At 35.7% G+C, this 21,113-nt stretch carries 14 protein-coding genes and 1 pseudogene; 9 read left to right on the plus strand and 6 right to left on the minus strand.

Translation table 11 applies throughout. The features are described from left to right. Window positions 1-29 precede the first annotated feature (29 nt). The 4 genes from IPK91_05325 to IPK91_05340 all read left to right on the plus strand — a co-directional run bounded on the left by IPK91_05325 (window position 30) and on the right by IPK91_05340 (window position 7,158). Window positions 30-3,176, plus strand: a complete 3,147-nt coding sequence (locus IPK91_05325; GenBank protein MBK8296694.1) for a CHAT domain-containing protein — start codon at window positions 30-32, stop codon at window positions 3,174-3,176. Window positions 3,177-3,317: 141 nt separating this feature from the next. Beyond that, window positions 3,318-4,040 carry a hypothetical protein gene (locus tag IPK91_05330; protein MBK8296695.1) on the plus strand — a complete coding sequence of 241 codons (723 nt, stop codon included), beginning with the start codon at window positions 3,318-3,320 and terminating at the stop codon, window positions 4,038-4,040. A 329-nt stretch (window positions 4,041-4,369) separates the two neighbouring features. Continuing rightward, a complete protein-coding gene (locus tag IPK91_05335) occupies window positions 4,370-5,095 on the plus strand; it encodes a hypothetical protein (protein ID MBK8296696.1) in 726 nt (241 codons plus the stop codon). A 98-nt stretch (window positions 5,096-5,193) separates the two neighbouring features. Further along, window positions 5,194-7,158, plus strand: a complete 1,965-nt coding sequence (locus IPK91_05340; protein ID MBK8296697.1) for a caspase family protein — start codon at window positions 5,194-5,196, stop codon at window positions 7,156-7,158. Between the two features lie 457 nt (window positions 7,159-7,615). Here IPK91_05340 and IPK91_05345 read toward each other — a convergent pair whose 3' ends face one another. The 6 genes and pseudogenes from IPK91_05345 to rpsP all read right to left on the minus strand — a co-directional run bounded on the left by IPK91_05345 (window position 7,616) and on the right by rpsP (window position 15,261). Then, window positions 7,616-9,673 carry a tungsten formylmethanofuran dehydrogenase gene (locus tag IPK91_05345; GenBank protein ID MBK8296698.1) on the minus strand — a complete coding sequence of 686 codons (2,058 nt, stop codon included), beginning with the start codon at window positions 9,671-9,673 and terminating at the stop codon, window positions 7,616-7,618. A 69-nt stretch (window positions 9,674-9,742) separates the two neighbouring features. Continuing rightward, window positions 9,743-11,296, minus strand: a complete 1,554-nt coding sequence (locus tag IPK91_05350; protein MBK8296699.1) for an FAD-binding protein — start codon at window positions 11,294-11,296, stop codon at window positions 9,743-9,745. A gap of 1 nt (window position 11,297) precedes the next feature. After that, window positions 11,298-12,113, minus strand: coding sequence for a 3-deoxy-8-phosphooctulonate synthase (kdsA, locus tag IPK91_05355; protein ID MBK8296700.1), 816 nt, complete (start codon window positions 12,111-12,113; stop codon window positions 11,298-11,300). A gap of 6 nt (window positions 12,114-12,119) precedes the next feature. Next, window positions 12,120-13,118 (minus strand): hypothetical protein, encoded by a 999-nt coding sequence (locus IPK91_05360; protein ID MBK8296701.1) that lies wholly within the window; start codon window positions 13,116-13,118, stop codon window positions 12,120-12,122. Window positions 13,119-13,264: 146 nt separating this feature from the next. Next, window positions 13,265-14,653, minus strand: coding sequence for a hypothetical protein (locus IPK91_05365; protein MBK8296702.1), 1,389 nt, complete (start codon window positions 14,651-14,653; stop codon window positions 13,265-13,267). Between the two features lie 157 nt (window positions 14,654-14,810). Then, window positions 14,811-15,261 (minus strand): annotated as a pseudogene (rpsP, locus tag IPK91_05370) (30S ribosomal protein S16). A gap of 438 nt (window positions 15,262-15,699) precedes the next feature. On the opposite strand from rpsP, the gene IPK91_05375 reads away from it, so the two are divergent. The 5 genes from IPK91_05375 (at window position 15,700) to IPK91_05395 (ending at window position 21,021) form a co-directional block, all read left to right on the plus strand. Then, window positions 15,700-16,191, plus strand: coding sequence for a hypothetical protein (locus IPK91_05375; GenBank protein ID MBK8296703.1), 492 nt, complete (start codon window positions 15,700-15,702; stop codon window positions 16,189-16,191). Window positions 16,192-16,692: 501 nt separating this feature from the next. Further along, window positions 16,693-17,745 carry a hypothetical protein gene (locus tag IPK91_05380; GenBank protein ID MBK8296704.1) on the plus strand — a complete coding sequence of 351 codons (1,053 nt, stop codon included), beginning with the start codon at window positions 16,693-16,695 and terminating at the stop codon, window positions 17,743-17,745. Between the two features lie 47 nt (window positions 17,746-17,792). Continuing rightward, window positions 17,793-18,020 carry a hypothetical protein gene (locus tag IPK91_05385; GenBank protein MBK8296705.1) on the plus strand — a complete coding sequence of 76 codons (228 nt, stop codon included), beginning with the start codon at window positions 17,793-17,795 and terminating at the stop codon, window positions 18,018-18,020. Between the two features lie 130 nt (window positions 18,021-18,150). After that, on the plus strand, window positions 18,151-18,408 hold the full coding sequence (locus tag IPK91_05390) for a hypothetical protein (GenBank protein ID MBK8296706.1): 258 nt from the start codon (window positions 18,151-18,153) through the stop codon (window positions 18,406-18,408). Between the two features lie 15 nt (window positions 18,409-18,423). Beyond that, entirely contained in the window at window positions 18,424-21,021 is a 2,598-nt protein-coding gene (locus IPK91_05395) for an AAA family ATPase (GenBank protein ID MBK8296707.1), read from the plus strand. Window positions 21,022-21,113: the final 92 nt, after the last annotated feature.

Below are 21,113 nucleotides of genomic sequence, written 5' to 3' on the forward strand. Positions count from 1 at the left end.
CATACCTTTGAAATATAAATTTTACAACCATGAAGAAAATTATTTTATCACTTTGCATCCTGATCCTAGCAGAATGTGCAATCGCTCAAGATAAACTAATTGAGTGCTTAAATAAACTAAGCACATCTAAAGAAATTGGAATTGACTCCAGCACACCCTTCACGTATTTAAATGTTGCTTACAATACGGACTTATTACAATCAGAACGATTGCCAGAATCAGTTAAAGCATCGTACTTACTGGAATATCAGGGTAAATGGGAACAAGCAAAAGCAATTTTAAATCATTTTATTACCCAAGAGGCATTTTGTAGAATGGACATTCAATCCCAATACTATTTACAATTAAAATTAATACAATTACAAATACAAGTAAATGCTTTCAGCTTGGCCCATGTAGGCCTGAACGAACTAATGTCTGAAGTAAAATCATCAAACTCTCCTCTATCAGTTATCAACAGCCTGATTGCATTAAAATTACAAACCATCCTCAATTATAATAAAACCAATGATACTGCTTGGATTCAATCCTTCGAACTTACATTAAACCAGATAGTACCAAAATTATACCCTGAGCACGCTGAATGGATAACTTGTCAATTAAAATTAGCCGAATTATTTCGTGACCAAAACCAAATGGAGAGGGCTTTATATACCCTACTCGTTACCCAAAAGCGATTCGAGACCTACTTTGAAAAAAACCCAATAGAAAAATATCACCTACAAATTGGCTTAGCAAGCTCGTATCAAGCGCTTCAGAATTACGATTCGGCTAAATCTCAGCTTCTTGCTGCTGAGGCAACCTGCACTCAGGTCTTTGGATTGAATAGCATTGCCTTTTTGCAGCTTTCAAAAATCCAGGCAAAGCTGTATCGCGAACTTGGAGATTTAAATCAATGCGAAAACATCCTAACGAATGCTATTAAAATTGCAAAGGAAAATAATCTAGTACATTCTATCGTGTACAATAGTATCGTTTGCAGTCTTGCCTCCCTAAACAATTCATTTGGAAAACGGGAAATTGCAGAAACACTGGCAATGGATGCTAAACTCAATTTCGAATCAAATGCAATGATGAATGGACCAGAATACATACAATGCCTGGAAATTCTTGCAACCATCTGCTACAATGAAAAGAGATGGGATGAAGCGGAAGTCCTGTTAATTAAAAGCAATATACTACGTCAACAACTTTATGGCTTGAGTCATTATACAATCGCTGAGAATTTAAGCAGATTGGGAAGCCTCTACCTAATGAAAGAACAGTTTGCTAAAGCAGAATCGCTTTATATAAAAGCAATCAGCCTTAGTACTAACAAGAACCATGAAATGAAATTTCCCTTTATTTCCATCAATTTAGGATTATTATATACTAGAACAGGACAGTATGAAAAAGCAGAAAAAACGCTTTTGCAGGTAAAAAATTACTACGAAACACATTTTGGGAACTATAATAAAACCTATTTATGGATTCTTGACAATTTGGCTGAGCTCTATACCAACATGAAACAATATGATAAAGCAACTCAGCTCTTTGTTGAAGCAAGTAAATTACGCAAACAGATCATATACGACTCATTCAAGTATTTAGCACCTACTGAAGTAGATGGTTTCATTAAAACATTCAAAAGAGGGATCAATTTATTTAATGCGTTCTTACTGAATTGTCCTAAACCAGAAAAAGCACTACTCGTAGAAGCATATGATAACGAATTATTTTACAAGGGATTCAGCCTGAATTACCAACAAGAAATTCAACGCTTGGTAGGGAAATATAAAATTCATCAAGAATTATATGATAGCATTAAATATTACTGCAAGTTATCCATTAAAGAATTTCTAAACCAAACGCCTAATAAAGACTATATCACAAGTATAAATAAAACGATCGAAGCATTAGAACAACGTCTATGCAAAAATCTCTCAGGTTACGAACGCTTTACAAAAAATGTACATTTTAGTGAAATTAAATCCAAATTAAACACTGGTGAATCTGTGGTTGAAATATCCTTAATTAATACTTCCAATGATTTAAAAGTTGACAGTCTTCAATTTATTGCATTTGTATTTAATGCAAACTCTGTAACTCCTGTAATGATAAAACTTGGGAGTGAATATAAATTTACCCAATTTTTTCCCAAGAACGAGATTCTTAAAGCGGATTATGTGAATGCCGTTTACAGTGTTGCGGCCAGAGGGTTTGAACCCATACAAGAAGCGAATGGCAATTATTTATTTCAATTTTTAATTCAACCTCTGTTGCCGTCTTTAAAAAATGTACAGACCATATACTATGCTCCAACTGGTGGGCTGCATAAAATTAACATTCAAGCAATTCCAACAGCAGATACTAAAGTTTTTGGACAAAATTACCAAGTCATTCAATTGGCATCCAGCAGGGATCTTATGCATATTCATACAAAAGCAAGCCCTCTTAAAAATGCACAATTGTTTGGTGGAATCAATTACATGGAAAAAGACACTGCCACGAATAACCAACCGACACTGCAAGGAGCATTAGCCAGTCGTTCAATGCCGGCATTTAAATCTAACAAATCGAATGCTTCAGAATGGCCAGATTTAAAACACACTCAAACTGAAGTTACACTAATTAGCAATTTATTAAAAAAATCTAGTGTAAAGGTAAATGCCTATTTAGGTTCAAAAGCAACTGAAGCACAATTTAATAAATTGGGGCAAGGCAAAAAATCACCAGATATCATACACCTTGCAACCCATGGCTATTTTATTTCTTTAGAACAACTTAATAAATTAAGTAATACTAAAGATTCATTTCAAGCCATTAAAAAAATGCCCATGATGCGCTCAGGCTTGCTTCTTGCAAACGGATACAATGCCTGGAAATCAGGTCCACAAGAATTTCTAAACACGAATGATGGGGTGCTGACCGCATTGGAAGTGAGCCAGATGGACTTGAGCAATACTAAACTGGTAGTATTGTCAGCCTGTGAAACAGGACTTGGTGATATAAACGGCAATGAAGGCGTACTTGGCTTACAACGAGCCTTTCAAATTGCCGGTGTAGATAAAATCATCATGTCTTTATGGGAAGTTCAGGATTTTCAAACTCAGGAACTCATGCAACAGTTTTATCACTATTGGATTACCAAAAATATGATATCCCGACTGCATTTACAAAAGCACAAATGGGCTTAAAAGAGAAATATGGCAATCCCTATTTTTGGGCAGGATTCATATTGGTAAATTATTAAAATAATCATCCGTAAACTGATAACCAACTGCTGATTTTGCAATTACAATTTGAAATTAATTTTATTCACCCTAAATTTTATTACAATGAAAACGTATTTTAAATTCCAGTACTTCCTATTAGCAAGTTTGCTATTTTCATCCTTGCTGTCCTGCGATTCTGAAACTGCAGTAGAACCATTAGATTTTCCAGAAGTGGATTACACCATTCTACCTGTAGCATCTGAAGAATTAGCTTTTCGTTCAAATCCACTTTACAACAGTCATGGAGAAGACTTTAAATATCTAACCTTGTTTGATGATGCCAAAAAAAGTGGAATTGCCATTAAAATTACTACAAAGGATCCAACGCTGTTACATGCACTGACCAGTGAAACCGTTAAGCTCTATTTAACTGATAAATTGGGATACAACGAAAGTAAACCTGAAGCTGCCAATACCTTTAAACTTGAAGACCGATCCGGATTACAAGATGTAGTTATTGAAGTTATTGAAGTACACCTTGCTAAATGGGTAAAATTCTATGGAATCGAATTTGCAAGACCTGAATTATTGCCAGGCTCGAATGCATATAAATTTACCTTTAAAAATCACAGCGTAAAAGCTGTTTATGTAACAGGCAGGGTAAAAGCATCAGATGCATTCCGTATCAATTGCGCATCCAGTCTCTGTGCTGATTGCAACGTACAATACCTTGCACCGACATTTTCACTTCTAGATCGTGCCATCAAATTTACGAATAAGGTAAAATCTAATTTTGAACTCAGCCTCAACAATCGCTTTTCAGATCGAATTATTATACTCTGGTAATCACAAGCATACTACTATTTCATCACAAGAGGTCCGTAAGCCTCTTGTGATTTTTTATTTGATTTGGACTTTCAATCCACATTAAATTGGAATTGATATTAAATCCACTTGTTTAAAACTACTAAGTACTTATTTTCAATGTTAAAATGAGTTCGTAGCACTAGCAATGATTTATAACTTCAGAATACCAAATCAAATAAATCAGGTACAGCATGAATTAACCTTAATTCAATTTATAAATTTCATAAAATTAAAGAATGCCATGATAACCTAAATTAATATTTGCAATTTATAACAAATTGCATATTAACCACCCCTAAAATTAAATTATGAAAAATCTATTTTATTTCAAAAACTATTTTCTTGCATCCCTACTTATTTTTATAAGTTCGTGCGAAACCAATGAAGGCAATTCCAATCATCAGGCCTTTCCTGAAGAAAGAAATCAATCCATGCTTAAATATTCTGAAGAGTTAAGTATTTCTGACCTTACAGGTGAAAATTCCATAAAAATAAAAATTCAATCTGATAATGAAATAGTAATTCAGGACATTAAAAAGACTCGTTTTGAGTTGGTGACATTAAAAACAAGTGACCCCATATTAGAAAATGATTCAGAAGTTCCTAACTTTCAAACTACAAATCAAAATCAAGAAATGGACCGTGTTCGATTAACTATCTTACAACAACACATTAAACCTGATGTAATCGCATTTAGCATAAAACCAATCCAGGTATCGCTTCTATTAGAGGAACGAAAAGCTATTCGGTTGATCCAAACGGAATTCATAGCTCCTTATGCCTCGATAGGTGGATATGTTCAGGCTTATTTTAACTCCTTGGGCAGCAAAAATAATTTCAAGGTGTTGGTTGAAAACAGAGAAGATCTCGAGCATAGTCCAGCAATCAGCATTATAAAAGGCAGTCCAACCGATCCCCTATTGATCACAGGGTTTACAGATCCATTGGGCATTGCAAGGCTTTGGCGTGTGCGTGTTATTCATGAATCAGACGTTTTTCCATTGGTATTTTGGACAGGAAGTTTAAGCATATAATATGGATGTCACAATTCGAAGAACCAGAAAGGAAATGTACCCAATCAGCTATTGCCTTTATTTAAAAACTATTAATAATTGCTCAATAATAGAATAAAATGAAGCGCTACCAAATTCTCTGCTTGCTATTTATTGCAATAGGAAGCTCTAATGCACTATCTCAAAGTATACCCTTAGATACTCATCCTGCTTATGCACTTTTAGTTGGAATTGGTGCTTATCCACTTGAAAGCAAGTGGGAAGCATTGCATGGTGATGCGGATGTTCAACTTGTCAGATCCACTCTAATTAAACTTGGTTTTCCCAATTCTAACATCACCAGTTTAATCAACGAAGAAGCGACAAAATCTAAAATCTTACAAGCATTTGATTTGTTAAAAAAACAAATAAGTCCTAAATCCATTGTGCATGTACATTTTAGTGGACACGGGCAACAACTAAAAGATAAAAACGATGATGAAATAGATGGATATGATGAAGCGTTTGTCCCCTTTGATTCCCCAAAATATTACAAATCAAAAGTGAATGAAGGACAAAATTTATTGACAGATGATCAACTGGATTCCCTGATAACTGAAATACGAATTCTAATCGGCAGTGAAGGGCAATTATTTGTAAGCACCGATGCGTGTCATTCCGGAACCAGTACTCGTGGCAAAATAACAGGCCGGGGAACAGATGTTATCATGGCAAACGCCGAATATATCACTACCCAAATGAATTCAAAATCAGACAGCAATGGGCTGTTGATTAAATCAATAGGAGCGAACGCCAGCATGGCCCCCCTTATTTCGATGTCCAGTTCAAGTCCCAATGAAAAATCATATGAAACTCCCCTTTCATTATCCCAGCCGTATGGATTATTTAGCTATTTCCTATGTAAAAATCTATTAATAAATAAACCCTGTATAAGCTATTCTGAACTCCATCAAAATATTACAAGCAATGTAAGAGCATATACCGGGCTCCAACATCCACAAATAGAAGGCCCGGTTGAATATTGTGTTTTTAATAATCAAATAAAACAATTGTCAAAATTTATTGGCGTCCGGGATATCATCAGTAACAACATGGTGCTAATTGATCAGGGTATATTACACCATATTTATGCTGGTAGTGAAATTCTATTCTATTCAGCATCGATTCGTGATACAACAGGACAAAAATATATTGCCAAAGGAATTGTTGATGAAAGTGCTGCATTGGATGCGGATGTTTTACTAGATGGAAATATACCCGCAGAAGAACTTCGAAATGCAAAAGCAATTGTTTCTAAAATCGAATACGGCAATGATAAAACACGGTTGCAATTGTTGCTAAAAGATTCTTTGCTTAGCAATCGAATTCGGGATGCAGTACTCAGTTTAGCAGCCTTTCAAGAAGTTGATACAGATCCAGATTTATACTTTGAAAATCCTGAAGGCTTTGCAAACTCAGCGAATCTGAGTATTTATAATCGAGATGCCGAACTTATTTACCAGCAACAATTAGATGCCAGCAATGAACTAGACGAAATTGATGATATCAAACGACTATTAATTAAATATCAGAAATCACAACAATTTAAGAAACTTGAATTAGAAAATGATCAACTGAGGGCTGATTTAACGATGTCACGTCAGGACCATGCTACCCTATTGAAAGACCAGGTATTTAATTTAAATTTAAACGATACCATTTCATTTACAATAAAAAATACAGGGCTTCAGAATTTTTATTTTTCACTTATGGAAATCAAGCCAGATTTCAGTATCCAACGGATCTACCCGGAACAATCTAAAGCCAGTAGCGATTACTATCTAGTCTCTGGTAATTCCTATCAATCCCCCACATTCAAAATTACACCGCCGAAAGGTTCTTATTTTTTAAAACTCCTGCTCAGTGCAAATCCGATTGACTTTAATGGAATGGATGCTACCCGATCTCTAAAAACAAGTAATCAAGCAGAACTTGGGAATTGGATTAAACAAATCAGCCAGGAAGCAGGAACTATAGAAGCCTCATTTGGAATTCCAACAAAAGATGAACTTAGCATCAGCACGTATTGTATAAAAATAAACTAATTTTAAAAAATCAAGACTTAGACAGGCTCTCTATTCGTATTGTTTTCATCAATGAACCCCATTGAATTCGCAGCATTCAAAATTAAATTCAACAATTTTATTACATTTCAAAATGATTCATTTCAATAGGAGGCTCAATGGTATGTTTTTTTTGCTTATTGTATTCGACCAAAAGAAGTAAAAGGCTTATCTGAAGAAGACGCTTTTGATAGACACACGCGTTTTGTTCCCATTTTTATTGCATTGCCCATTAAACCAAGATGCTTCTTTAAATTATTTTACGAGTATAAAACTCTTTAAACTTAATCGTATCGTTATAGCCTCAGCATATTAATGACTATGCATTTGGTGAATAGATTCTTTTAACTATGATTTAATTTGAATTGGGCTCTCAAACGAAACTTAAAGTAAAATCAGCGTCACAACGATTGTAGATAAAATCATAGGCCTTCAATCCTTAAAAATCCAAAAGATATTGAATGGTTGCATGAATTTCATCCATGCCTGGCAACATTTCTTTTTCAAGAATGCTATTTAACGGAATGGCCGGCAAATTTTTGGAACCAATGGATTTTACCGGTGCATCCAAATCTTTAAAACATCGTTCACTGATTTTTCCTGCAAGTGCCTGGGCGAAACTATTTTCAAGTGTTTCTTCTGTAAGCACTAAACAACGGTTGTGTTTTTTTACAGAATTAAATATTAATTCCTCATCCAAGGGAACAAGTGTTCGGAGATCAATGATCTCAATTCGGTCTTTAAAATTTTTTGCTGCGTTTAATGCCCAATGTACACCCATGCCATAGCTTATAATAACAAGGGTCGTTTGAAGAGTATCTTCATCTGCTTGCAGCGCAATCCTGCCTTTGCCCAATGGAATTTTATAATCTGAATCAGGCATAATTACTTTGGCTGCATCGGTGCCCGGCACTTTAGACCAATACAAACCCTTATGCTCAAAAATAATCACTGGATTTGGATCTTCATAAGCTGCTTTTATCAAACCCTTTAAATCAGCTCCATTGGAAGGATACACCACTTTAACTCCTTTTATATTACAAACAACTGATTCAACACTTGATGAATGGTAAGGTCCACCACTGCCATAAGCGCCAATTGGAACGCGCAATATCATACTCACCGGATATTTTCCATTTGTTAAATAACACGATCTGGCAACTTCGGTAAATAACTGATTGAGACCCGGCCAAATATAATCAGCAAACTGAACCTCAACGATCGGTTTTAATCCGACGGCAGACATGCCCACGGTACTGCCAACAATAAATGCTTCTTGAATTGGTGTATTGAAAACGCGATGATCTCCAAATTTTTGTGCTAAGGTTGCAGCTTCTCTAAACACACCTCCCAAACGTTTTCCAACATCTTGTCCGTAGAGTAAACACTCCGGATGTTTCTGCATCAATTCATCAATTGCAAACAACGCACAATCCACCATGACTTTTTCTTCACCGGTTTCGGGTTGTCGGTTGCCTGTTTCTTCAAGGACGACTGCAGGTGCAAAATCATGAAGGTATAAATCGGCAGGTTCCGGATCGGGTGCAGATCGTGCACGTTCAAAATCAGATTCAACGAGCTGTTTACATTCAAATTCTAATTGACCAAGATAGGTATCACTGAAACCATTTTGGTGCAGGTAATTTTTAAATTTTGGAAATGGATCATCCAACTGTTGTTTTTCAAGATCATCCCGATACCATTCTTTGCGCACTCCACTGGTATGATGATTTAATAAAGGAACGGTTGCATGTACCAAAAAAGGACGTTGTTCTTTCCGTATTTTATTTAAGACTGTAGTAAATGTTTCATAACACAATTCGAAATTAGTCCCATCAACACTTACTGCTTCCAAACCAGGAAATCCTTTCGCAAAATCCATTGCATTTCCTTTACGGATTTCAGATGCATGCGCACTGATATCCCATTCATTATCCTGGATTAAATACAAAATGGGCAATTGTTTTAATGAAGCCATGTGAAACGCTTCTGCAACTTCTCCTTCTGTGATTGATGCATCCCCCAGCGAACAAATCGAAATCCCTTTTGTAGGATTTAATTTTGCAATGGTACGATATTGCAAACCCATTGCGAGCCCTGTTGATGGAATGGCTTGCATCCCGGTAGCAGAAGATTGATGCGGAATTTTTGGCATACCATCCCTTTTTAAACTGGGATGTGAATAATAAGATCTGCCTCCTGAAAATGGATCATCCCGCTTTGCCATAAGCTGCAACATAATTTCCCAGGGTTGCATTCCAATCGCTAACAATAAACTATCATCCCGATAATATGCAGATAGAAAATCATCCGGAGTTAATTGCAGGCCTAAAGCAATTTGAACAGCTTCGTGTCCTCTGGAAGTTGCATGTACATATTTAGAAACAAATTTAAAATTTGCCTCATAATGTTCCGTCAAGCATTTTGCAGTGCACATTAAACGAAAGGCTTTTTCCAGAATTTCTTTATCTATTTTGAATTTACTTGTTTTCGCCATAATTTATAAATACAAAAGTATTAAACCAAACTTTGTTTATTGAATCTATTTTATAAACATCCTTCAATCCTAAACCTGGTATATTTTATTATAAACTGCTTGAGCTACCCGTTGACCATCCATAGCTGCAGATAAAATTCCGCCGGCATACCCTGCACCTTCACCAGCCGGAAACAAGCCACTGATTTCAGGATGCATGAGTGTTTGGGGATCTCTTGGGATTTTTATAGGAGAACTCGTTCTGGATTCAGGAGCTACCAGGATTGCATCCGGATGCAAGAACTGCGACATCCGTTCTCCAAAATAAAGAAATGCATTTCGCAATCGTTCGGAAATTGTATGAGGTAATTCTTTATCCAATGAAGCAGAATGGATTCCTGGTATATACGAACAATCCGGCAAATCAGAACTCCTTCGTTTTTCAATAAAATCCCGAATTCGTTGAGCCGGAGCTTTTTGAGATCCATCTCCCAGGTCAAACATTTTTTGTTCAACTTCCTTTTGAAAATACATACCCTGTAACGCCTTTTTCTGCTCGAATTTTTTAAAATCGACTGCATCTACAGAACACACAAAACCACTATTGGCAAAGGGTGAATCTCGTCGAGACAATGACATTCCATTCATAACCAATTCACCGGTTGCGGTGGCTGCCGGGACGATCAGTCCTCCCGGACACATACAAAATGAAAAGACTCCATTCCCTTGAATCTGACAGGACATACTATAACTCGCCGCTGGCAATTTGGCATGTCTTGGATTTTGTTTATACTGTATCTGATCAATTACCTGTTGCGGATGTTCAATTCGAACACCCAAAGCAAAAGGTTTGCAATCAATGGTGCAATTTTTATTTTGCAATAACATAAAAATATCGCGTGCAGAATGACCGGTTGAAAGAATCACATCTGTACATGAATAGGAATCCTTATTTGTTACAATTTTTTTAAGCAAGCTGTTTTCGATTTCAAAATCCTCTAATCTTGTATTGAAATAAATTTCACCACCATATTTCAAAATGGTATTGCGAATATTTGCTACAATTTCCGGAAGGCGGTTGCTTCCAATGTGCGGGTGAACATCGATTACGATTTCCGGATCTGCGCCATGTGCAACTAATGTATTTAAAACGGATTGAATGCTTCCTCTTTTATCTGAACGCGTATACAATTTTCCATCTGAATACGTACCAGCTCCACCTTCTCCAAAACAATAATTTGAATCCGGATTAACAATTCCATCCTGTTGAATCCCTTTTAAATCTCTACGCCGGTCGCGCACATCCTTACCTCGTTCGATAAGAATTGGTTTTAATCCCAACTCAATCAATTTTAATGCTGCGAAATATCCACAGGGTCCAGCACCAATGATATGTACAGGTTTTGCATCTGATACATTTTTGTAATTAAATTCAACTGGAATTGTATTAGGAATCGAATCATGATACACTTCAGCGCGAAAAACGAAATATACATTTCTCGCACGGGCATCTATATTTCGTTTGACTATTTTGTAATGAAAACCAGACCCCTCGGTTTGTGGTAATTGTTCAGCAATGGCTTTGCGATGTGCATCCTCGCTGTCACTGGTTTCTGGAAGCAAACGATAATCAACCAGCTGCATACTAATCAATCGCTTTGCGAATTTTGCAAAGTTTCTCCAGCAGCGGTTTTAAATATTCTAAACGCAACATATTAGCTCCATCGGATTTTGCGATTTCTGGCTTTGGGTGTGTTTCAATAAATAATCCATCTGCGCCAACCGCTATGGCTGCTTTGGCGATAGTTTCAATCAGATCCGGGCGTCCCCCTGTAACCCCTGAACTTTGATTCGGCTGTTGTAATGAATGGGTACAATCCATAATTACGGGAACATTAAATGCCCTCATTGCTGGAATGCCCCGATAATCAACCACTAAATCCTGATATCCAAAAGTAGTACCTCGTTCGGTCAACCAAATCTGTTGATTGTTTGCTTGCCTTACTTTGTCAACTGCATAACGCATTCCTTCAGGGCTCATAAATTGTCCCTTTTTTATATTCACTACTTTTCCAGTTTCTGCAGCTGCAACCAACAAGGAGGTTTGTCTGCATAAAAAAGCTGGAATTTGTAAAATATCAACGAATGCGGATGCGGTCGCTGCTTCTTCATCGGTATGAATATCCGTTGTAACAGGAACCTGATAGGTTTTGGAAATGTGTCTTAAAATATCCAAACCATTCTCATCCCCAATCCCTGTAAATGAATCTAAGCGTGAACGATTGGCTTTTCGGTAAGACGCTTTAAAAATGTATGGTATGCTCAAGTCATAACAAATTTGTTGAACGGTTCCGGCAATTTCTTCACACAAATCTTTTGATTCGACCACACAAGGTCCGGCAATCAGAAAAAAGTTATTCAACCTGGTTTGTTGAATGCTGTTTATTAGTGAATTACTCATAGCTTGTTAATATTTTAAAACCCAGGCATCCGGATGATAGTGTTTTTTTAAATCTTCCAATACTTTTTTTAAATCTTGTTTAAAGCAATCAAACTGCACTCCTACTCTGTTAAATTTTTCATATTGACCGCGATATACTTTATACTTATCCCGTTGCAATTTATCTGAAAGCCTGTTGGCATTATTGATTTTAATAAATGAACCCACGATAATAACACAAGGTTTATTTTGAATGCTATCATTTAAATGTTGCACGTTTGATTCATCGATTTGAATTTCATTTGTCAAACTGTCCTGATTTGAAATCGGTTCTTGCACACTGGTTGCCAGCGAATCCAAAGGAGCTATTTCAGGATCCAATGAATCCTGAAAAGGCATTGCTTGAGCGCCATTTGTTGAATCCCCAAGCGGACTTTTGATGATCTCTGTGTTTGATTTTCTATTTGGACAAAAGTACAAGCAAAGAAAAATTAACCATAAAATTCCAAGTGCTATTAAAAGTGAACGAAATTCATAACTTTTCTTTGGAGTCTGAATAGCAATCTTTGTTTCAATGGGAATCTGTTTTTCCTCATTTTTAAATTGAATGGGTTTTAATGGAAGCGGGGACTGTTTATAAAAATCCTGATGAATGTTGTGTTCACTTTGTTTAAAAATCCAATTGCCATTTAGATTGTACAAATGACCAAAGGGTTCGAAGTAAACTGATGGTGTTCCTTTTAATGAATCCTGAATAAACTGACACAAAGCTGCCAAATGTTCTTCAAGTAATTCTTGTGAATAGCCCGTTTCATCCACCATTTGGCTGAGCATTTGTTCGGTATTGGATGTAATGCCTGATTCAAATTGCAAGTCGATGGATCCCGGATATATCTTTTGCTCGATATGATGAATGTATGCAGCTCGCTTCGTTCCATTAAAACGGCCGATGCCTGGTAGCTCAAACCAATGGTACTGATTGAGATGCCATAGTAAAAGATATACAATATTTGGATTGTTGGCCAATTCGTTGTTTTTGTGATGGGGCTTTGAACAAAATTAATCAAAGCTTTTTCAATTCAGCAATCGCTTCCTGATTGAATTTTAAATAATTGGCTATTAGATTACTATATATTAGCGTAAGCTTTTATAAGATTAGGTAAAGACAAGGATTATTCAGTCTCCTTCTTTTTTCGTTTAATCTTAAAAAGATCCACCAATTCTTTCTCTGTTAAAAATTCCAATTCTGTAAAACCAGAACTTACCGCTTTTTTAACTTCCTGATACTCTTTACTGCGTTTGTCTTTATAGAAAGCAAGTAAACGTTTTACATAATTCATACACATGCTTTCTGTTTCCTGATTAAAAGCAGAATTTCCAAATGTATTAATATAATCCGCAAAAGTCTTTTGCAATTCAAAAAACGAATGATATTCGGGTTCTGTTAAATTATCAACCACCTTATGGAATAGTTGTAAGATTTCCAATCGAAGACATTCGTTGTTAATAGACATCCCTTCATATTGAGCATAAAATGCATTGACTGCATCCAGGGCATCTTCATGAATAAATCCTTTCGTATGAATCGTTTCTAAAAGATTGTAATATTTAATCAAATCATCCCCTTCATTCTTATTGAGCAAACCAAAAAATTTGCGATCTGCATCGGGTCCAAAATGAACGCCTTGTCTGTAGCAATTTTTCAAAAATTGAAAATAGATTTGGTTGAATTGGGTATTCTCGTACCTGCAGGAATTCAAGGCATTTGAAAGATGTTGCGTTTCAGTTTGATTCAGATTTATAAAATTCGAAATGATTGCAATAATTTCAATAAACTCCGGTTCTTTATAAAATGCTTTTTGTCCAATCAATTTATGGATTTCATCGATATAACTATCATGACTGTTATTAAAGGCGATCCGGTTTAATAAAAAGCTTCTCAATGCGGTAGCCTCCATTTTCAATTCAGAAACAGTCTCTGGAAAACTGGTGTATAAAAAATTGTAATGCGTAAACTGTTTTTTATACCGGCTCAGTAAATTGCGTCTTTCCTCCAGATCCCGAAAACGATCGTGAATCATAGATTGTAAAAATGCCTTTACTTTTTTATTATCTACTTTATCTAATAAGTTCGCTATCCAAATATCGCTGCTGAGTGCAAAACCCAACTGGACTGTCTGGCCAATCCGTTGGCGAATGGCATCAAAATTGGTTGAATTTGCAATTGCTAAGAGTATTTTCTTAAATGCTTCTTGTGGACGTGCGTATTTTATTTGATCATTGATTTCACCCCGTAAGACATTGTAGCCTAAAATACGTGGTAAAAACAAGCCTTCAAAAAATGGATTCATAAGGACCAATTCCAATTCAGGTAATTGCAAAGGGTGATTATCAGCAACTTCCTGATAAATTTCTGCAATCAATGGTTCGTAAGCATCCTGAAGCGCTTTATAAAGTTCCGGGGTTTCTTCTTCCAGATAAGTGGCTAATTCATCCGAACCCTGAATCAATTCAGCGACCCCTTGAAGGCGTTCTTTGTAATCTTGAAGTAAGCTTTGCATGCTTCTAAATTTATGTTTTTTCAATGAAAGAACCCGGACGGATTTGAGCCCAGTCCAGGTTCAGTTAATTTGGAATTTTTATTAAAAACAGACTTAATACTAAAATAAATCTTTGTTTTTAAAATTATATTCTTATAAATTTACTAAAAAACTTATTTTATTCTTCTTCAGTTGAAGCAGCAGGAGCTTCTTTGGTTTTAGCTTCTCCACTCAATTTAGTATGGAAATCGGTAATTTCCTGCTTTCTTGCCTCCACTTTAATAGCAATTTGGCCTTCTTTAGCTGCAATCCAATCCTGGTACATTTGGTCTGCTTTTTCCTGAGTGAGTGCACCTTTTTTTACACCACGAGCCAGGTGCTTTCTGTAAAGCACTCCTTTGTAACGCAGAATTGCATTGATTGTGTCTGTAGGTTCTGCACCTTTCATCAACCATTCGAAGGCTTTATCTCTGTCCAAATCGATGGTTGCAGGCTTAGAAATTGGGTTGTAAATACCAATTTTTTCAATAAATCTTCCATCCCGTGGAGATCTTGAATCGGCAATAACAATGTGGTAAAATGGGGCTTTTTTTGCGTCCCTTACGATGTAATCTGATTTTAACGGCCATTTGTTAAATTTTTAAAAGTTTAGACCTCAATCGGTCTACTCTGAAAACAGACACGACCGACTTTAAGGGCTGCAAATATAGGGAGAATTTGTGGATAATTGTTAATGGTAATTTCTAAATTGTTAATGAGGGGAGTTGGGGGGAGAAGCTATAAGCTGTTAAGCCGTTAAGCTATTAAGCTATTAAGCTATTAAGCTAGAAACTTTGACCATTGACCCTAGGTCATATGCTTTTTTGACCACTGGATACTAATTGCTGACTATTGATTTGGGGCTGGAGGCAATCCCAAACTCGGGACTGAAGCCTTGAATTTGGGATGCGGGAGTTTGCTGATTTCAAATTTTGCTTTAAAATTAAGGTTCAATTTTAAAATCGACATTAAGATTTTTTTCAAATAAAGCTTAATTTGCAGTAAAATAGGTCTTGAACCTTTCTGAGATGAAATCGCTCCATGTATTAATTTTAATTTGCAGTTTAATTGGGATATCTATATCCTGTACTAAGGATGAAATGCCATCAGCTTCTCGCTCTAAATTTATTTATACCAATAGTTTTGAAACCGCATCCGATATTGAGGAATTCCAACATGTCGATTTTTGTTGGCTTTCTGATACCGCAATGGGTGCTTTTGGAAAGCATTCAGCAGTATTTGCAGGCGGCTGTTTTTATGATCATTTCAAAAAAACATTTCCAGCTTTAGATCATGATGCTCATATAAATGTGATGATCATTGCGAACTCACCTGGCTTTTCTAATCATACCGACTTGTATATTGACTCCTTACATTATAGTCTATTTAGCACATTGAATGGCTGGCAAACGATCCAATTTAAGGAAAACATCTATTTACCTGCGTATACTTCATTTACTTTGTCATTGACAAATCAATCAGGGACTTATATTGATTACTTGCAGGTTTATGAGAAGTGAATCCATGGTGAGTTCAGTTTGAATAATCAATAGTGAACACAAATTCTTTTACTACCTATCGAATTTTCACCAATTCATTAAAAATTAGTGGAAGAAAATAATTTGCTCTCAAATTTATTTAATCCACAATTACCCATTGTTCAGATTTATAATTAAGATGAATTTCTGTTTCTTTATAATTGGCAAAAAGTTGCCAAGTTTCTGAATATTATATTTCACCATTAAACGGGTTCTGTAAATAGAAAGTGAATTTATTTCGCCTACAATTTAAATTGTTGAATATCGAATGCCCGTAAGTGCTTGAATTAAAAAATAATTGCTCAATTGTACAAACAACAAGTTATTATAAATTGCCAATCTACCCTATTTACTTGCACCGCAAATGATCATTCGGGTATCAGAATGACTTTCCCGCATTTAAATTTTCTTTAGATAGGATCGAATGCATAATCTAGGATTATTCTTACATTAGCTGATAAATATTCAAACTAAACATATTAAATGGATCAAACTCCTTACAGAATTAGAATCGGGGTAACCGGACACAGGAAGAATCTTCCAGATTCAGAAGTTTTAATGTCGAAAATAAAACAATTGCTAGGATTTAGCAAATCAGGAGAAATTATTACACTAACCAATAGCAGCTTAATAAAATTTTATAGCAATCGTGTAAGAAAGACTTGTGAAGCCAATGCAAAAGACATTCCATTGGTTTATACGATTTTGAGCAGCCTGGCCGAAGGAGCTGACCGAATCGTAGCAGACGCAGTGTTAGATTTACCGAATTCAAAACTTGATGTCATTCTCCCATTAGACGTTAATGATTACACTCAAGATTTCCAGACCGAGGATTCAAAAACAGAATTTCATAATTTATTAAACAAAGCTGATTTCATTTATTCATTAAAAAGTACTCCGCTTTCAAAAAATGTTCCTACAACTGATTTGCAGGAAGCAAGAAATGAAGCTTATTTAAAAGCAGGCCAATATATAGTAGCTCATTGCGATGTTTTGATTGCCATTTGGGATGGAAAAGCAGCTAAAGGCAAAGGTGGAACTGCAGAAATTATAGACTATGCCAGAGAACAACAATGTCCAATTATTATTATATCCAGTTTGGATCCCAATAAGATTGCTTTTGATTTTAACAAGGAACTTCACTTTGAACCTGTGCAAAAGCTAATTTCCTTAACTTCTGCCCATACAAATGTTGATAGCATTAAGTCTGCCATTAATAATAATTTCGGAGAATTTTATAAAGAAGAAAATCAAGAAACTCAATTTGTAGGAACAGCTCGATTTGAGAAACTTAAAAATTATTTACTTCCACTTTTTGCTTTGGCAGATTTACAAGCAATGCGAAGTAAAAGAATTTTTGAAAATACCGGACTTATCGTGTATGCATTGTCATTTCTTGCCGTCACTACTATTTTAATAGCCGTAATTTTTCACTTCAATCACCTGGTTGCATTTATCATTGAATTCATTCTTCTACTCAGTATCTTGCTTATAATAAAACGGCCAATCAAAAAGGATTTCACAAAAACTGGTTAGCCAATCGTTTTCTTGTTGAGAAATTGCGTTCGACAGTTTATCTCTTTGTGGCTGGAGTTCCTTTAGAAAAAATAAGCTTAAGACAAGTAAATAAAAAACAAAGGGAGCAGTACGGGTGGGCAATTGATGCCTACAATGAGATAAAAGATCAGCTGAATAAAATCAATTCTTTTGATAAAACCAACCCATCTTTAAATGAAATAAACAATTATATAAAAAATACCTGGATAGATGGTCAATTGAACTTTCAAAAAAAAATATGCCGCCAAAAATAACAAATGGAATTTAAATTTAGAAAAAGGAGGCGTATGGCTTTTTAGAGCCGCTTTATTTCTTGCAGGCGCGCATATTATTTCTTGCTATTTAAGAAACAATGGCTTTCAATTTACTCAGTTTGAAGAAGTAATGACATTAATTACGCTTTTGTTATTGCCCCTAGCCGCTGCATTTGACGGCATCCGGAATCAAAGGGAATTTTCCAGAAATGCCAGCAGGAGTGAAAGTATGATACAAATATTAACAGATCTTAAAGAGAAATATGAAGCCGTTGACACTACTGAAGAATTTTATAAATTATTAAGAGAAACAGACACGATTATGTTGCAGGAAAACCAGGATTGGATGTTGTTGATGCAATCATCGGAGTTGGAAGTTAAACCATAAAAACTTAGTTTATCCATGAAAAAAATATTCCTAGCCGGCGATTCCATTGAAGACTTGTTAATTTTAACAGAAAAATATATAAATCCAAAGGGTAATCCTGAGCCTTTAATCAATTGGCAAAAAAACAATCGGGTCATTTTTAATAAACTACCTGGAGGAAGTCATTTAATCGCTTATTTTCTAGATCCTTTTAAAAATGAATACCAACTTATTGTTGATACCAACATAAATATGGGAATGACTTCTTCTGGAGACCGTATCCAAACCATCTCAAAAGTTGATCAGGGCAAATTAACTGAATCTAATTATCACATAAAAGAGTTTTTTGGATATTCTGTAGTGAAGTCTTCCGAATACAAAATAAACGAGGCACAAAATCTTAAAGATTTTGATGCTATGATAATAGATGACCTCAGCAATGATTTAAGGCACACGCCAGATCATTTGCTAAAGGATCTAAAAACATTCAATCCTAAAGGACATATCATTTATAAATTAAATGGACCGGCAACAGGTAATAAATTTTTCGAACATATCGCAACAGAATATGGTCAGAATCTCATTTCGATAATAAATGCCGATGACCTTAGGGATCATGGGATTTCAATCCGTAAAAAACTTTCCTGGGATTCAACCCTTGCTGATTTTCTGGAGGCTCAACTTACAAATTCCTATTTTGAACATTTGAATAAGAGCAAGGCAATCCTGATACGATTTGGACTGGAAGCTGTATTGGCTATTTACAATGAAAAGGAAACGTCTGACCGAATAGATTATAAACAAAATTCAATATACAGACTTTATTACCTTCCTCAAAAATGCGAAGCAGAAATAAAAGATTCAGCGGAAGGAACTATGCAAGGGCTAACCAGCGCTTTTGTGGTTGCATTTACAAGAAACTTTCTGAATCCTTATTCTACGCTGAATTTACCAGACCAAAATGGTATTAAAGAACAATTAGAAGCATCACAAACCCAGGCAGATGTGATTTCAAACTCCATTCTATCGGGTATGCAAGCCGCTCTAAATTGCTTGAGCCTGGGATATACATTAACTAAAGAAAATAATTTAGATTATCCGGTGCATCAAATTTTTAATGAAAAGAAAGGAATAGAAAATATTCATATTATTGATATTTCGAATTACCGATCTTCTAAATCATTGGTGAGTACCATACTTTCCGATAGCAAGGTATTGATTGAAAACGTTGCATTCAATTACGTTATATCAGGAAGTTCAGGTTTTCTAAATATGGTCCCTGTCGGGGTGTTTTCTGAATTAAAAACGTTTGACCGGGAAGAAATTGAAAATTTCAGGGCATTCCGGAAAATGGTCATGGAGTATTTAAGCAGGCCCAACGAGAAAAAGCCCTTATCCTATGCAGTATTCGGTCCGCCTGGATCAGGAAAGTCATTTGGAATTAAAAAGATCATTAAATCTCTGGGACAACAGATGACGATCCTGGAGAAAAATCTGTCACAATTTGATTCTTATGAAGACCTGGTTAAGGTATTTCAGGAATCGCGTGACATCAGTTTAAAAGGAAATATACCCATTGTGTTTTTTGACGAATTCGACAGCAGCTTGAATGGTCAGGAATTAGGCTGGTTAAAATATTTTCTAGCACCCATGCAAGACGGTGAATTTAAAGAAGGCGAAGTGAATCATCCTGTAGGAAAAGGAATTTACATTTTTGCCGGCGGCACCCGAAAAAGTTTTGAAGAATTTTGTGCTCCTTTAAAAAGTTCTGAAGATGAATCCAATTATGCAGCGATTCAAAAAACTTACAAATCAGCCAAAGCAAAAGACTTTATAAGCAGGCTAAAGGGATACATAAATATTAAAGGGATTGATTGCAGAGATGCGGAAGATCACTTGTACCCTTTGCGAAGAGCCATGGTTTTAAGGAGTAAATTACTTGAAATCCCAGGAATTGCTGATCGAAATAAACAAATTTCAATTGGAAATGAAGTATTAGGAGCCTTATTGAAGATTCCAACATTTGAACACGGATCCAGATCGCTGGAAGCAATCATTGCCATGAGTGATTTACAAAATGCAAAAGGTTTTCAGAAATCAAACTTGCCCTCGGATAAACTATTAAACATGCATTTAGACAACACTCTTTTTCAGCAACTCATGAATGAACAATACCTGCCTTCAGAAGCAATCGAAATCATAGCAATAGAAATGCACAACAGCTGGTTGGAAAACGAAAAAGCCAAAGGTGAAAATAAACCTACCATGAAACCTTGGGATCAGCTGGACGAATCTTCCAAAGACTCCAATCGACAACAGGCCATGGACATTCTTCGCAAGCTCGATAAATTCAATTATAATATTATTTCAGGCAATAAAAAAGACGGCATACGTGAGTTTGATTCTAATGATTTGGAAGAAATGGCCAAAGTAGAGCACGATCGCTGGATGACTGAAAAGATTTCAAAAGGCTGGACCTACGGTGAGCCAAGAGTCGATGAATTAAAAATTCACAACAGCTTGATTCCATGGAATAAACTACCTGAAGATGTAAAAGAATTAGACCGTAATGCAATTCGATTGATACCGAAGCTGCTGGAGCGTGTGGGGTTTGTGGTGGAGAGGGATAAATAAATTATGGTCCTATAAATAATTTCCACAATTTTATATCCAATTTTTATTCTAAATTTAGTTTTAAAAACTTTGTGAACAGCTAAAAGCATGAA

This window comes from Saprospiraceae bacterium, assembly GCA_016712145.1.
Taxonomy (GTDB): Bacteria; Bacteroidota; Bacteroidia; order Chitinophagales; family Saprospiraceae; genus Vicinibacter.